This is a genomic window from uncultured Thiodictyon sp., from assembly GCA_903837595.1.
GTDB lineage: Bacteria > Pseudomonadota > Gammaproteobacteria > Chromatiales > Chromatiaceae > Thiodictyon.
This window is the reverse complement of record CAILVI010000309.1, coordinates 1-14672: the sequence shown is the minus strand read 5'-3', so window position 1 is coordinate 14672 and position 14672 is coordinate 1. Positions and strand designations below refer to the sequence as shown.

At 65.2% G+C, this 14672-nt stretch carries 15 protein-coding genes; 4 read left to right on the top strand and 11 right to left on the bottom strand.

The window, feature by feature from the left end:
- Positions 1-58 precede the first annotated feature (58 nt).
- Together QZY44_RS17075 and QZY44_RS17070 are read left to right on the top strand one after the other, a co-directional pair.
- A complete protein-coding gene (locus QZY44_RS17075; RefSeq protein ID WP_295448781.1) occupies positions 59-535 on the top strand; it encodes a metallophosphoesterase in 477 nt (158 codons plus the stop codon).
- Entirely contained in the window at positions 519-1955 is a 1437-nt protein-coding gene (locus QZY44_RS17070) for a 5'-nucleotidase C-terminal domain-containing protein (RefSeq protein WP_295448778.1), read from the top strand. The genes QZY44_RS17075 and QZY44_RS17070 overlap by 17 nt, the downstream gene beginning before the upstream one ends.
- Before the next feature lie 9 nt (positions 1956-1964).
- Here QZY44_RS17070 and QZY44_RS17065 read toward each other — a convergent pair whose 3' ends face one another.
- A complete protein-coding gene (locus tag QZY44_RS17065; RefSeq protein WP_295448775.1) occupies positions 1965-2822 on the bottom strand; it encodes a dienelactone hydrolase family protein in 858 nt (285 codons plus the stop codon).
- A gap of 122 nt (positions 2823-2944) precedes the next feature.
- On the opposite strand from QZY44_RS17065, the gene QZY44_RS17060 reads away from it, so the two are divergent.
- Both QZY44_RS17060 and QZY44_RS17055 read left to right on the top strand, forming a co-directional pair.
- Positions 2945-3139 carry a hypothetical protein gene (locus QZY44_RS17060; RefSeq protein ID WP_295448772.1) on the top strand — a complete coding sequence of 65 codons (195 nt, stop codon included), beginning with the start codon at positions 2945-2947 and terminating at the stop codon, positions 3137-3139.
- Between the two features lie 257 nt (positions 3140-3396).
- On the top strand, positions 3397-4590 hold the full coding sequence (locus tag QZY44_RS17055; protein WP_295448768.1) for a TAXI family TRAP transporter solute-binding subunit: 1194 nt from the start codon (positions 3397-3399) through the stop codon (positions 4588-4590).
- Positions 4591-5252: 662 nt separating this feature from the next.
- Here the strand turns inward: QZY44_RS17055 and QZY44_RS17050 are convergent.
- The 10 genes from QZY44_RS17050 to QZY44_RS17005 form a co-directional block, all read right to left on the bottom strand.
- On the bottom strand, positions 5253-6053 hold the full coding sequence (locus QZY44_RS17050; RefSeq protein WP_295448766.1) for a hypothetical protein: 801 nt from the start codon (positions 6051-6053) through the stop codon (positions 5253-5255).
- An 80-nt stretch (positions 6054-6133) separates the two neighbouring features.
- Entirely contained in the window at positions 6134-6517 is a 384-nt protein-coding gene (locus QZY44_RS17045; protein WP_295448763.1) for a DUF1214 domain-containing protein, read from the bottom strand.
- A gap of 46 nt (positions 6518-6563) precedes the next feature.
- A complete protein-coding gene (locus QZY44_RS17040; RefSeq protein WP_295448760.1) occupies positions 6564-6827 on the bottom strand; it encodes a hypothetical protein in 264 nt (87 codons plus the stop codon).
- Positions 6828-7637, bottom strand: coding sequence for a DUF1214 domain-containing protein (locus QZY44_RS17035; protein ID WP_295448758.1), 810 nt, complete (start codon positions 7635-7637; stop codon positions 6828-6830).
- Positions 7634-7924, bottom strand: coding sequence for a hypothetical protein (locus QZY44_RS17030; protein ID WP_295448755.1), 291 nt, complete (start codon positions 7922-7924; stop codon positions 7634-7636). The genes QZY44_RS17035 and QZY44_RS17030 overlap by 4 nt, the downstream gene beginning before the upstream one ends.
- Before the next feature lie 88 nt (positions 7925-8012).
- Positions 8013-8282, bottom strand: coding sequence for a twin-arginine translocation signal domain-containing protein (locus tag QZY44_RS17025; protein WP_295448752.1), 270 nt, complete (start codon positions 8280-8282; stop codon positions 8013-8015).
- A 278-nt stretch (positions 8283-8560) separates the two neighbouring features.
- Positions 8561-9559, bottom strand: a complete 999-nt coding sequence (locus QZY44_RS17020; RefSeq protein ID WP_295448750.1) for an AraC family transcriptional regulator — start codon at positions 9557-9559, stop codon at positions 8561-8563.
- Between the two features lie 235 nt (positions 9560-9794).
- Positions 9795-11225, bottom strand: coding sequence for a patatin-like phospholipase family protein (locus tag QZY44_RS17015; RefSeq protein ID WP_295448838.1), 1431 nt, complete (start codon positions 11223-11225; stop codon positions 9795-9797).
- A 200-nt stretch (positions 11226-11425) separates the two neighbouring features.
- Entirely contained in the window at positions 11426-11845 is a 420-nt protein-coding gene (locus QZY44_RS17010; protein ID WP_295448748.1) for a dienelactone hydrolase family protein, read from the bottom strand.
- A 133-nt stretch (positions 11846-11978) separates the two neighbouring features.
- Positions 11979-14417: a mechanosensitive ion channel domain-containing protein gene (locus tag QZY44_RS17005; protein WP_295448745.1), complete on the bottom strand. Its 2439-nt coding sequence runs from the start codon at positions 14415-14417 to the stop codon at positions 11979-11981.
- Positions 14418-14672: the final 255 nt, after the last annotated feature.

Below are 14672 nucleotides of genomic sequence, written 5' to 3'. Positions count from 1 at the left end.
CAAGGTCGTTCAGAAACCACCGTCCGCCAGCGCGGGCGGGAAGGAGACCTTAACCCTCATGTCACACGAAACGCTTTCCCGTCGTGAGTTCCTGGCCGCCTCGGCGGCCGTCGGTGTCACGCTGCTCCTGCCCTGTGGCCTGGCGGCCGCCGCGGACGGGAAAAAAACCTTCACGATCCTGCACACCAACGACTTGCACTCGTCCTTCATCAGCATGGGTCCGGCCGCAGACTACACGCCTTTCACGCTCAACGACGATACGACCCAGGGTGGGTATGCACGTCTGGGTGCGTTGATCGCCGCGCGCAAGGAGGCGGGTTCCGCGGCGGGTCCGGTGTTGGTGCTGGACGCGGGCGACTTCAGTATGGGGACCGCGTTCGGTGCCGCCAGCCGCGAGACCGGCGGCGAACTGCAACTCATGTCCCGCATGGGCTATGACGCCACCACCTTTGGTAACCACGAGTTCGATCTCGGGGCGGACGGCCTGGGCCAGGCCATCGGCGTGGCGGGCCCCGGCGGTGCTTGCCTCCAATAGCACCTTCTCCGGGGGTGACGCCACCCTGGCCGGCCTCCAGCGCCTGGCCCAGGAGGGGGTGATCCGCCGTTACCTGGTGATCGAACGCGGCGGTCTGCGCTTTGGGCTGTTCGGGGTGCTCGGTAAAGAGGCCACCTTTTACACCAGCGGCGGTGCAGTAGCGTTTGCCGACGCCATCGAGACGGCCAAGGAGATGGTGAAGGTCCTGCGTGAGACGGAACACGTGGATGTGGTCATTGCGCTCAGTCACGGCGGTCTGGAGAAGGGGCCGGACGGACGCCATACCGATGGCGACGACCTGCGCCTGGCCCGTGCCGTGCCGGGTATCGACGTCGTGATCGGCGGCCACAGCCACACCGAGCTGCGCGAGGTGCTCATCGTCAACGGCCGTACCCCGGTGGTCCAGGCCGGGAAGGAGGGCAGAGCCCTCGGCGAACTGGTGATCACCCTGGATGGGGACCAACTGATGGTTGAGTCTTACCGCCTCCACTCGATCGACGACCGTATTGCCGGCGACCGGGCCATCGCCGATGCGATCGAACAGCAGAAGCCGTTGGTGACCGCGGCCGTGTTCGCGGCCCGCGGTTACCGTATCGATCAGCCGCTCGCGGTGGTTCCGCGGGACCTGCCCAACACCTTCACCGACATTGCTGCTGGCACCCCGCTCGCCAACCTCTGTACCGACGCCTACAGACGCGCCACCCAGGCTGACATCGGCTTCACCGCCAATGGGATGATACGCGCCGGTCTGATCCGCCGGAAGTCGGGCGTGCAAACGGTCTACGATGTCTTCGCCGTCGCGCCGTTGGGCGCCGGTGTCGTGGATCGCACGGCCGGCAGCGCGCTCGTGACCGGCTGGTTCACCGGGCTGGAACTGAAGCACCTGCTGGAGTTTCTGCTCGTCGACACCCCCGCCCACCCCGGCGAGTACTTCCCCCGCGCCTCGGGCCTGCGCTTCCACTATGACCCGTCCCGTCCGACCTTCGATGTCGTGACCGCCATTGAGCTGGGCGACCTCGACCACGGCTACCGCCCGATCGACATCAGCGGCAACGACACGCGCCTGTATAACCTCACCTGCCCCTTGTATCTCGGCCTGATCATCATGGCCATTCCCAAGTACAGCAAGGGAAAGCTGGCGCTGGTCCCCAAGGACAAGGACGGTGAGCCGCTCAAGTCCCGGGTCGATGCACTCGAGGCGCCGCGTGACCGCGAAACCCCGTATCTGCTGCCGCCGCCGGGTACGCTGGATCGGGGCAGTGTGGCGCTCGGTGCCGGGAAAGACGCCGGCCGCGAGATCAAGGAATGGCAGGCGATCATGGATCACCTGCGCGGCCTGCCGGTCAAGAGCCCGGGGGAGCTGCCGGAGATCCCGGTCGATGAGCGTGCCGCAGAGGTCCGGGCGATTAAGGCGGGTTGATCGGAGGGCTCAGCGGCTGAAGACCTCGTGCAGGAAGTCCTTCATCAGTGCCCAGGAGCGGGCGTCGGCCTTGGCGTCGTACTTGACTCCGGGGACGCCATAGCTGCCGGCCTCTGGGTTGGTGAAGGCATGTTCGGCCCCGGCATAGGTCACCATCTGCCAGTCCGCCCCCGCCGCATCCAGGCCCTGCAGGAAGGCGCTGACCCGCGCCGGGGGGACCATGGAATCCTTTTCGCCATGGGCGATCAGGATGCTCGGCTTGATGTGCGGCTGGCCCTCGCCGGCCGGGGGCAGGGCGCCGTGGAAGTTGACCACGCCGGCCAGGTCGGCCCCGGCATAGGCCAGTTGCATGACGGTGGCCCCGCCGAAGCAGTAGCCAATGGCGGCCAGCCGCTTGCCGTCCACCTTGTCGCTCGCCTTCAAGGCGTCGAGTCCGGCCTGGGCACGCTGCTGCCAGGCTGCCTGGTTGGCGGTGATCTGGGTCATCCAGCCCTGGGCGTCCGCGGCATGGGTGGTGACTTTGTGGTCGCCATACAGGTCGGCGGCAAAGGCGACATAGCCGAGTTCGGCGAGCATGTGCGCGCGCCGCTTGGCGTAGTCGTTGAGGCCCCACCACTCATGGGCCACCAGCACCCCGGGGCGTTCGCCCGTCAGCGCGTCGTCATAGGTCAGATAGCCGGTGAGCACCTGATCGCCGTCATGGTATTGGACGGCCTCGGTCTGGATGGCGGCGTCGACGCGCCCAGCCAGCAGCAGAGCGAGCGTCAGGGTCAGCGGGGCACGCGCAGTCAGGCGCTGCCGCCGGGGCCTGGCAGCTGAGCGGACGCGTGCCGCGCCGGGGATCGGGGTGGGTGTGGTCGGTTGCATAGGGCCTCCGCGATGGTGTTCACTCTGTTAGTCTGCCATTGCGTACTATCATGCGTCGAGCAGTAGAATCGGCAGATCTTGGAGAAGGTCGCGAAAAGGGCCGCCTTGAAGGCGCAGCGCGGGTGCTGGCTCGCCGCTTCGGGGCCTTGCCGGACTGGGCTGAGCAGCGACTTGCCGCCGCGAGCGAGGCGCAGTTAGAGACCTGGGCCGATGGGGTGCTCGACGCGAATATTTTGACGGAGGCGTTGGCCGTGCCCGCGGCCAATCACCGATCGGTGGCCAAAGGGGTATATGGGGTCGCGGTTGAGTGGCACTGACTTAAGTTTTTCGGGCTCTCCAGTGCGTTTTTAATCAATCAAATGTGGTCTGTCTCTGATATTTCTGACATTTAGCTTACCGCCTTGTGGCGCTCGTCGCAAAGGTCGATCAGTTCGTCAATAAACTTGGCCAATGACGGCGAAAACAGAGGAGGCTCTTGATGCGTGCTACAATTCTCATTGCTGCCGCACTGCTGATCGTCGCGGCGGGCATTATCGCCGGCGTCTATTTTTGGAGTCCGCACGCACACCTGCGGGTGACCATCGGCCCGCAGGGTAGTCCGGCCTATCGCTTCATCAGCGCCTTTGCCACGGTCACCGAGGCCGCCCATCCGCGTGTTCATATCGATTTGGTGCCGGTCGATAGCCTGGCGGGTAGTGCCAAGGCGATCGAGGATCACACGACCGATCTGGGTATCATCCGCAGTGACGCAGAAATACCGTCCAATGGCGAAACGATCGCCATTCTGCGCCGCGATGTCATCGCCTTCATCGTGCCGTCGAACTCTTCAATCGATAAAGTCCAGGCCCTCACCGGCAAAGCCGTCGCCATTCCTCAAGGCCCAGTGAGTTCCTACAATGACAAGACACTGGATAGGATACTGAGCTATTACGACATCCCCGAGAAATCAGTCAAGCGCGTATTCCTTCCGATCACCGACATTGGCACCGCGGTGCGCGAAAAGCATGTGGCAGCGGTCCTCGCCGTCGGCCCGATGGCCCCAGGGGACGTCGTGGACGTGGTCAATGCCATTAAGCTCGCGACCAAGGCCGCGCCGACGCTGCTCGGCATTGATGAGGCGGACGCCATCAACAAGCGCTTTCCCGGTCTGGAATCGATCGACGTCCCGGCCGGTGCCTTACGCGCGCGCCCACCCGTTCCAGACGACACAGTGACGACGCTCGCTATCACCTACCGCTTCGTCGCCCCTGATACCATGCTCAACGCCGTGGCCGGTGCCATCGCGCGTTCGCTCCTCAAGACGAAGGCACAGCTGATGGCAAAGACGCCACTCGCCAGCCAGATTGAGGCACCCGACCCCGACGAGGGCAATCCGCTATTACCCGTGCATCCGGGTGTCGCCAGCTATCTCAGCAGCGGCGAGCAAAGCTTTTTCGAAGAGTTCCAACAATATTTCTATGTCGGCGGCATGGCCCTGAGTTTGATCGGTTCAGCGATCACCGTGTTCCTAGGCAGGCTCAGGAGTAATCGCTCGGCAGCTGCCCTGCGACAGATCGATCGGCTGATCGCGATCGCGGATAAGGCATTGTCAACGCAGGCCATAGCCGACCTGAAGCCATTGGATGACGAGCTCAACGAGATTGTGGCATGGTGCGTCCATGGCCGCGCCGCCGAGGGCAATGACTCGGCCGCCTTTTCCATCGCCATCGATCATGCGCGCCGGGCGATTCAGCGGCAACGCCTGTTGCTCGGCCAGGGAGCCCCCTAGCCGGTATCGACTGGCCGCTCGGCTTTTGCAGCCCCCGAGTGCGGGTCGCTACAACCATTCAGCGCCGCGGACCAACGCGGTTCACTCCGCCATTTCTATTTGTTGGTTTCGGTGCGACAACTGCTTTTGCCGCCGGTGCCGTGGCGACCGGCCGCGCCACGCAGCCCTTGGGTACGCCCACGCTCTTGCAATAAACGACGGCGCTCGCGGGTGCCGCAGCAACAGCGATCCCAGCGGCTAATATGGTCAATACGATCGATCGGTTCATCATTTAATCCTGCGGGTGGCTGAGGATCATCGGCGGATCTGTCGTGCGGTCTGACAAGGGGCGGTGCGTCATGCTCACGGCTGTTCGCGACTGACCTCGACGAGCGATGTTGTTTGGGTGGTCTTGGGCTATTTCTTTGCCTGGGGGCTTCCTCTCAGCCCTTCCTCACTCTACACCATCACGCGATCCAACGAAACTCGTAGTAAGTGCAGTTAATCGGGACCCTAACAGCTACGGGACCGATTGTACGAATCGCCGTCCTTTAGGGCGATGAGGATGTCAATGGCGTTTGAGGGGTTAGTCGCGCAATCAAAAGGAAAATCGCATCGCCAACGAGTGATTGTTCGCGATTAACCCCCTGGGGGCTGGAGTACTACTTTGCCTTATCTCCACCTTAGTATCCCGCTCTATGGCTTGAAGTTGCTGTAGGGGCACCCGCGTGGTCGCAGGTATTGCCGAAGTTGTCCTGCGTGATGTGGGCGGTGCCATCCTTCTCGGGCGTGAGGACTAGATCCTGCTCGAGCACCACTGAGCGGAACTTCCACCCCGGCGGCACTTGCTTGAACTGGCTGGCCAGGTCCTTAAGGTTGGCCGCTGTCTCGCCCTTGTTGGTGAAGTTGGTCCAGGACTGCATGACCAGCACCTTGCCGTCCGGCAGGTCGAGCAGATAGACACGGGTCCCCTTCTTGAACAGGTACTTGTTGTTGCGACTGATCGGGCCGGGGTGGTAGTGGCCCGCACCGACCGCCTTCTTCATCACTTCTACCGGCACGACACCCATGTAGGCCATCTTGACCGGTCCGAACTGGCGCACGTCGCCGACCTCGTAGACCCAGAATTCGTCCCACGTCCAGTAACGGGTGGGGTTGAGCCACGCGTCTCTGGCGCCGTTGTCCTTGATGATCTGCGCCTTGGCCTTCTCGAGCTGGGCGAACTGCTCCGGCGTGCAGTGGTCGATGCCGGTCGGGTTATAGAAATCCGCCACCGCGTTCTCCATGGAGGTGCCGTAGAACAGCCCCAGCTCGCAGAACTGGTAGTTGGGCCCGGTCGCTTGGATCTGCTTGCCGGGGATGAGGTGCTGCTTCTGCTGCGCGGCCATGTTCTGCTCGGCGGTGGCGCATCCGCCGATGAAAGCGGCAGCTGATGCGGCGGCCAGCACGGCAAGGCGGCGAGCTGTCTTTCCGAGGAGTTTCATTGGCATCTCCTCTACTGTTGACGGTTGCGTCAGCACCTTGGTGCATCGGTTTGAACCTGGGCGCCCAGGACGCGCTGGCTTCAGTGAACCTTCTTCACCGGCGGCAACTTGTAGCTGCCGTCGAGCATCGCTTCTTGCGGCCAGAAGTCGCGCACGGTCAGGTTGAACGCCCCGCTCGCCGGCGCCGGCAGCCAGTTGGCTTCCTGGTCGGCGCCCGGCGAGGCGGACTGGATGTAGATGTCGAGCGACCCGTCGGCGTTGAGCTTCAGCGGCATCCAGGACGCGAGGTTGTAACGGTCGATCGCGTTGGGCACGTAGTAGCCCTGCGGGTCATACATGGACACCGACCAGCCGACGTGCGTCGGCGGCCTCTGCCCCTGCTCAAAGTGCAGCAGGTAGCGGTTGGCGGCGTCCAGCAGCTTGCCGTCGCCGTCGTCGAACGCGGTCGGGTACGAGATGTCCACCGGCTGGACGCCGTCCAGGCCGATCAGCGCGATGCCGGCCCGCGTCTCATAGTCGGTGCCATAATATGACCGAGAACTGGTTCACCGGTGCGGTGAGTTCGCCCGCGCGGGGCACCCCGGTGGCGGCCTCTTTGGTGAGGTCCATCACGACCAGCGGGAAGCCAAAGACATAGGCCTGCACGCCGTAGAGCCAGGCCTTGCCCTCCTTCACCAGTCCACAGCCCGGGCCAGCGGCAAGCAGCGCGGCGCCGGCAAGTGCCAGTGCCCAGGGTCGCAGGCGCGGCGCGCGTGTGTTCAAGGAACGAAACATCTACGGTACCCTCTTGACCGGCGGCGGCGTCCAGGTGCCGTCGAGAATCGACGGTACCGACTGCTTCGGCGCATAGATGCGCATCACGAGTTGGAACTTGCCCTTGGGCGCCGGCAGCCAATTGGCCTCCATGTCCTTGCCAGGCGACTGGGCCTGCAGGTACAGCTCGACCGATCCGTCCGCATTGACGACGAGCGTGTCGCGCTGCGCCAGGTCGTAGCGGTTGATCGCGTTCGGCACGAAGAAGAAGTCGCCGTCGTACATCGTGAGCGACCAGAACGCGTCGGCCGGCGGCAGCCTGCCCTTCTCGAACCGGACCACGTATTTGTGCTTCTCGCCGTCGTATTCGTCGCCGCTCGCGTCCTTCTGCGACAGCGGATAGACGGCGTCCCGCGGGCGGTTCCATCCGGGGCCGAGCAGGTTGGCCATGCCCCGGGTCAGATAGTCGGTGCCGAAGTTGCAGACACCCTCGGTGAAGTAGAGCCAGCCGTTGGTCGTCTTCTGCTCCTTCAGGTGGAGTCCCATCTCCAGCAGGGCGAGCTTGGGGACCATCCGGATCGCCTCCCGGTCCAGGAACCCGAGCTTTTCCGGGTCGAATGCCTGGCCCGGAATGAGGCCAATCCTGGCCATGCGCTCCACCATGGGCGCGTCCTGTGCCGTCGGTGGATTGGTCTTCATCAGTTCGGCAAGGCGTTTGAAGTAGTCGTCAATGTCCAGCGCATTGACCTGTTTGCGCACCGCGGTCTTCATGTCGAACCCTGGGTCCAGGTTGCCCGGCGGCGGCGTGTAAGGCTTGCCGTAGGCGCTCAATCGGTGTTGGGTGCGGCGCAGCAGTGGTTGTCCACCGCCGGGTAGCTGCGCATCCGGATCATCTGCCCCATGGGGGCGTGCTCGGCATCCGGTTCGGCCACATTGGTCTGCTGCCGACGGGCCATGTCGAAGGTCACCAGGGGATAGCCGTAGATATAGGCGTCAGTGGCGATCTTGATCGCCTCGACGGCGCCCAGCCGCTCGGTCTGGGCCGCGCCCGCGGCGAGCGATAATGCCGCCAAGGCCCCGCAGCACAGTGCCGCGACGACGCGTTTGACTGATTTCATCGGTCTGCCCCCATGCGGGATTGATGGACGTTCGCCTCAGTTGGGCACCGCATGGCGGACGGCTGCTGTGGGTGCCGGCGCCGCTGGGTTAACGCCTGCCGACCCCGCGCGCCCCGGCTCCGACGCCATGGAAGCCTGGACCGACCCCGCCCCCCACGCCGACCCAGTCGATGAAGAGCGCGGTCGCCCCGCCGGACTTGGGCATGGGGCACTCGATCAACTTGTAGTTGTAAACCAAGTCTCGGCCCTCGACGACCGGATGACTGATCTCGACCACCGCCAGGGCGAGGCCGGAGGTCAGAGGGGCAGCGGCAGCCATTAGTGCCGCGGTGGCGAGGAGGTTGCGTCTGGTCGTCATGGGTTGGTCTCCGACTGGTGATGGATGGCGGTCGAGGTGCCCTTGGCATCGCGCCGATAGTACCTTTCGCTCCAAGATCTTGGTGGACACTTCACGACAGAATCGCCTCGATTATCCTAGGGCTCGACGCCGGGGCCAGCACCCAGCAGGCGCATCTCGCGCCTGGGGAAGGGGAAGCTCAAGCGCGATTATCTCGGCCGGTGCCGCGCCGTCGTTCAGGCCCGCCGGGAGTTCCAGGCGCCGCTGCCGATCGCTGAGCGTCCAGGTCCTGAAGGCGATCAGACGGGGGCATTGGCGGCGCGCCAAGCCAGCGGCGTGGTCCCGGACCAGCGCCGGAAGGCGCGGTTGAAGGCGCTGGGTTCCGAGTAGTCGAGGGCCGTCACGATCTCCGCTACCGGCAGGCGGGTATCGCGCAGGAGCTGGCGAGCCATGTCGTAGCGCATTGCATCGATCAACGCCTTGAAACTGGTGCCTTGGTCCCGCAGGCGGCGGTTCAGGGTGCGTGGATGGATCGAAAACAGCTTCGACACCTCCGCCAGGGATGTCTCCGTTTGACCAGCGCCGCCGACCAGCTGTCGACGCAGCACGCGCCGCAATGGGGCGACAAGATCGCCACCGCCCTGTTCCGAAAGGGCGAGAATCTCCTGCATGGTCTGCTGGTAACGCGCGGCGTCGGCGTCGCGCAGTGGGCGGTCGAGCCAGGCCGCGGCGAAGGCCACCGCGTTATGCTCGGCGCCGAACCTCAATCCCGTGCGGTAGAGGCGTCGGTAGGGCTCGCACTCGACGGGCCGAGGGCGGCACAGGCACACCTCGCTTGGCTGCCACCCTGGATCGGTCAGGCCCTGCAAAATCCTGTAGATGATCGCCAAGGCGGCGTCGTAGATTTGCTCAGTGCCGGGCACCTCCGCCTGGTAGATCGTATAGCCCAACAGCGCCCGGTCACCGCTGACCCACAGTGCGGGTACGGCTCCGCGGTCATGGATATGCAGAAACAGAATGATGTTGCGCAGGGCGGTGCCGAGATCGGGGGCATGGCGCGCCAAGCGCCCCAGGGCACCCAGCACCGCCAGGTCTTGCCGCTCCCCGATCAGGAGGCCCAGATGGGGGCAACCGGTCCGGCTCGCGCACAGTGCAAGGAACCGCCCCCCGTCGGCAAAGGCGACAGTGCTTTCCGGGTCAGCAAAGAGGACTGGGTCGAGCCGGGCCTCCGCGATCAACTGACCTGGATCGAGGCCCATCTCCGTCAGCAACGCCGGGACGACGAGCAATGGCGCCATACGCACAACCCTCATCCAAGAGGGCGAGACCGGCCAATGGGCGGCCACGGACAGGGGTTAGGCGCACCGTGGGATCGCTCCGGATGGCAAGTGGTCAGTCCCTGCCGTTTACCCTGTCTGTCGCGAAATGGCAAGGGCCCCGCCGATCGTCATGCCATTGGCCATCGCAAAGGCGGGCGCTCAACGCCGCGGCTCAGCGGCAGCGCGGTGCACCGGTATCAATCGTCAGCCATGATCACCGCCCGCTCGAGTGCGCGGTGGTCGGACCTCCCTTTGCCGATGGCGCCGGCACGACTCTGGCGCCGACGTCCTTGAGCAATCGCTTGAATTCGGGCGAGTCCATGAGGATGGTTCCCGCCGCCGCGCGCAGGCGATCGACGGCCTCCGCGGGCAGCACGAACGACGTCGGCTGCTGGTTCAGATAGGCGAATTCCGCCTTGTCCTTCAGCATCGGGAACGACACGTCGATGGCGTAGATCTCGGCCTCGGGAACACGCAACGCGGCGGCGACCGCCGGGTCCTTGTTGGCCGCGAAGGCGGCCGAGTTGCGGATCCGACGTAACGTCTGCCACCTCGCCGCCGTGTCTCTGAGCAACTCGACGGCCTCATAGGAGAAGGCGTCGATCGGCGCGCCGGCGGCCTTGAGCAGCACGTCCGCGGTGCCGGGCGGGCTCTCGGACTTGTCCCAGTCGGTCGGGGGCGAGGAGAGTGAATTGACACTGATCACGATAATCCGGCGCGCACGGTCGAACGGCGATGGTTGACCGGCATCGTGCAACGCCTCGAGGACTTCCAGCCCATCGAGCACGGCGCGCATGCCGACATTGTCCGATACGCCGCCGTCAACCAGATGGAGGTAGGGCCGATTGACGCTGTCGCGCAGGCTTTGCTCGGCCTTGAGCGAGCGGATCGCCCGCGCGGCGGGCCGCGGCGGGTTGTCCGCGTCGAGGAAGGGCTTCACCCAACCGGGCAAGATCGTCTTGCAGGTGCCGCCATAGTTGTTGAGCGTGACCGGCGAGAGCACGACGGGCACCGCCGACGAGGCGGCCGCGGCCCGGGAGAGCCGGACTGCATTGAGGTCCGAGCAGACGGTGTCGAAGACGCGCTGGTTGAAGACAAAACGGGCGCCGGTCGAGATGTCGGTTGCAGACGCGAGGATCAGCGGGCCCTTGCCACGGTCGAGATCGCCGAAGGTGGCACCGTGGAACAGGATTTCGTCGTAGAGCTCGGCCGCCAATTCGGAACGACCCCAAGCGGTCGACCCCAGCTTGCCCCAATTGGACGGACTGAATGCGCGCGCGATGATCTCACCCTGTACATCACGCTTGAGGAAGCGTTGCTCGTAGTCGTCGAACAGCTTGTCGCCATAGAGGCCATAGGCGAGCGCCGTGAAGCTCCCGCCCGACACGCCGGTAATGACGTCCACCGCATCGAGCAGGCGGACCTTGTTGCCCTGCGGTCCGACCACCTCGGTACGCCGCAGGAACTCCAGGACGCCGTAAGAGAAGGCGGCGGCGCGGGTGCCTCCGCCCGAGAAGGCGAGGATGACCAGATTCTCCTTGTTCCTGTCCCGCGCCTGGCGCGTCTCCCAACGGTAGCCGGTGCTCGGGTCGGTCTGGGTGATCGGCGGATTGATCGGGCGGGTAGCGCAACCGGCGAGCAGCACCAACGAGACCAGTATCGACAATGATGGCACTCTTGAGCCAGACATGATTTCTCCTGATTAGCAAGACTCTTCAGCCAAGAACACACACTCAGCGACCGACAGGCGCATACTGATTCCGGGTTTACAGGCGCAAGGAGTCTGTCATGGCTATGAACCCGGCAAAAAAACGGAAAGCGCCGGCCAGCGCGTCGCCGCGACCATTAGGATACTGCAAGACGCCCGCCGGGTGGGGGGCCAACCCGGCGCGGCGCCAGTGGGTTCCCACGGGGCGAGTCCCGGGCGGAGGAGGCGGAGTCTCCAGGGGCGCCCGCAGCCATCGCCGTCGTCAATGGTCTGATTCTGGTCACAGGTAACATCGATGACTTTGCCGCCAGGCCGCCAGGCCGCCAGGCCGCCTGGTTGGCGGTGATCTGGGTCATCCAGCCTTGGGCGTCCGCGGCATGGGTGGTGACCTTGAGGTCGCCATACAGGTCCGCCGCGAAGGCGACATAGCCGAGTTCGGCGAGCATCCGCGCCCGCTGTTTGGCGCAGTCGTTGAGGCCCCACCATTCATGGGCCACCAGCACCCCGGGGCGTTTACCCGTCTGCGCGTCGTCATCGGTCAGATAGCCGGTCAGCACCTGATCGCCGTCATGATATTGGACGGCCTCGGTCTGGACGGCGGCATCAACGCGCGCAGCCAGCAGTAGGGCGAGCGTCAGGGGCAGTATGACACGCGTCCCAGTGCAGAATGAGCGCTATCCTATGCTCCAGCTATTTTGATTCATCGGACAGCAATCGAATCTCACGCTGCGGGAAGGGGAAGCAGAGCCCAGCCCCGTAGATAGCCTGATAGACCTCCGTGGCGAGCGTGCTGCGTACATCGAGTGTCTGATCGTATTCGGTCCAGACCCGCAGCTCAAAATTGATCGCGCTATCGCCGTAACCCATGAAATAGCAGCGGGGCGGCGGATCGCACAAGACGCCAGGGCTGGTACGCGCGACCTCTTCCAATAGCTCGATCACCCGGCCGGGCTCACTGCCATAGCTGACGCCGACCGGCAGATCGAGTCGCCGTTGCTGATCGCTCAGGGTCCAGTTGGTGACCTGAGTGGCGGTCAGTTGTGAATTGGGAATGATCACCTCGGCCCCCTGCACGGTGCGCACGACGCTGGCCCGGATGCCGATGCGGCGCACCCGCCCCTGCAACTCGCCCATCTGAACCGCATCGCCTACATGGATCGGTTGCTCGAACAGCAGGATGAGCCCGGAGACGAAGTTCTGTACGACGTTTTGGAGGCCCAGTCCGATGCCGACCCCCAGTGCCCCGGCGAACACCGTCACCTGGGTGAGTGTGATACCCAGGAATCCAACGGCGATGAAGAGGGCGAGGATCGCAATGCCGTATTGAAGCAGGCTCGAGGTGGCGTAGGAGGCCCCGGCGGGCATGCGGCTGCGGGGATAGACCTCTTCGGCGAGTATGAAACGCAGTGTCGCCGAGAAGAGATAGCCGAACCACAGGGTGAGGACGAACGCCAGTAGGTCACCGGCGCTGGTGCTGAAGGTGCCCAGCGTGAGGCGGGCCGCGAGCAGGTCCCCGATGGCCCCGGTGAGCGGGTCCCACAGCCCCAGATAGTCCAGATAGCGATACCACCAGCTCAGGACCGCAACCCAGATGAGCAACCGGTGGGCGCGCAGTTCCAACCACTTGCGGTGGTTGCGGACCATATTCAGCAGTTGCAGCGGCCATACCCGCAGGGCGAAGGCGATGACCGCGCTCACCACCTCGACGACCGTATAGAAAAAGAGTGCTAACGCGGCCCCGACCAGGGCCGTCGGCGTGGTAAGCCGGGCGAGTTGCAGACTGCCCACCAGAGCGGCCAAGAGTCCGACCGTCAAGGCGGCCAGGGCCGCCCCTGCCAGGAACCGCCAGACCCAGTGCAGGTCCGCCGGCGGCGCCTCGCGCCGACGCGACCTCAGGTGCTGGACCAGCCACAGTGCCACGCCCCCCGCGGCCAGCGACTCCGCGAACAGGATGGCCTGATCGACCACGGGCGGGACGCCACCGAAGGTGTGGCGCACCCGATCCAGCGCGAACAGCAGCCCCAGGGTGTAGAGCCCCGGGTGGATTGCCGCGTCCAGTAAGGGGCGGGCGACCAGGATCATCGGCACCAGTGCGAGCGCCCCCAGCAGATTCTTGACCTCGGGCGGTGCGGGTGACGCCACGCTGGTCGCAAACATCAGTGCGACCATCAGTGCGGCAGCGATGGGGCGGTCGAAGACGACGGCGATGCGTGCGATGTCCGCGCCCTCGGCGGTCCATTGCCGCAGGCGTCCCCGCGCCGCGCGCAGCATGATCAGGATGGCGAAGAAGGTCGCCAAGTGCAGCGGCAGGCGTTTTGTCCGGTCGTGCAGATACAGGCCCCACTGTGTACTCAGTGTCGCGCCGATCTGGTGCGCGCGCTCAGGCAGTACGGCCAGCCCCTGGCTCCAGAGCACCGGGCTCCACAGGGGCCGGCCGGTGCGGGCGAAGACCTCCCCCACGCTGCCCTCCTGGGCTTCCAGCACGCGCGTCCTGATGTCTTCGCACCGGGCGACCGCGCGGGCCACCGCGGTCTGAAGGTCGAGCGTCTCGTCGCGCTGGGCGCGATACAGTGGTTGCGCCGCCGCGAGGCTCGCGAGTGTGTCGTCGACTTGCTGGAGCAAGGCAGCAGGGCTCGCCGTGGCCTGTGCGGTTTGCCGGGTCAGGGTCCAGGCTCCGTGCAGCTCGGCGAGACGGGTCGCCGCGCCTTGGAGCCTGGTGGCGCGCGCGGTGAGGGTCTCCAGCCAGGCCGTCAGGGCGAGTTGACGGGCCGACCAACTTTGCTCCTGCGCTTGGAGCGTCTCCAGCGAGGGTTGCTCCCGCAGCAGGGCCAGGGTCTGCGCCCGGTCGCTCTCCAGTTTGGCGCTGACATCGGTCAGGGTCGCGCGGATGTGTTCGATCTCGCCGCTGGGGATCAGGTACGCCGCGTAACCACGCAAGAGCTGGGCGACCGCGGTGGCGGAGGGTGCGATCTGCGCGAGCGGGATCGGTGCCGGGGGCGCGGTTCCGGCTGGCCCCGCCGCCTGCGCGTGGGCATCGAGCGGTGGGGCGAGCAGGCAAGGCAATAGCAGGAGCCAGACCGCCGGCCCCAAGAACGCAGAACTGAAACGCCGCCGACGTGTGGTTTTCATGGCCTCTCTTGACGCTCTAGATCCGCGCCGGAATCCGGCGGGAGCGGCTTTAGCCGCGACGCGCCCTCGCAAGTTGCGGTGGCCTCGTCGCGGCTAAAGCCGCTCCCACGTATGCCGTTACCGTGAAAGTCGCGCCGGGAGCGCGCTCCACTTCTCCCTCTCCTATTGGGGGAGGGCCGGGGAGGGGAACGGCCCACGCGCCCGCCACTTTCATCGTTCGGGGTGGCGCGGGCGCCATGGCCGTTACCGTGAAAG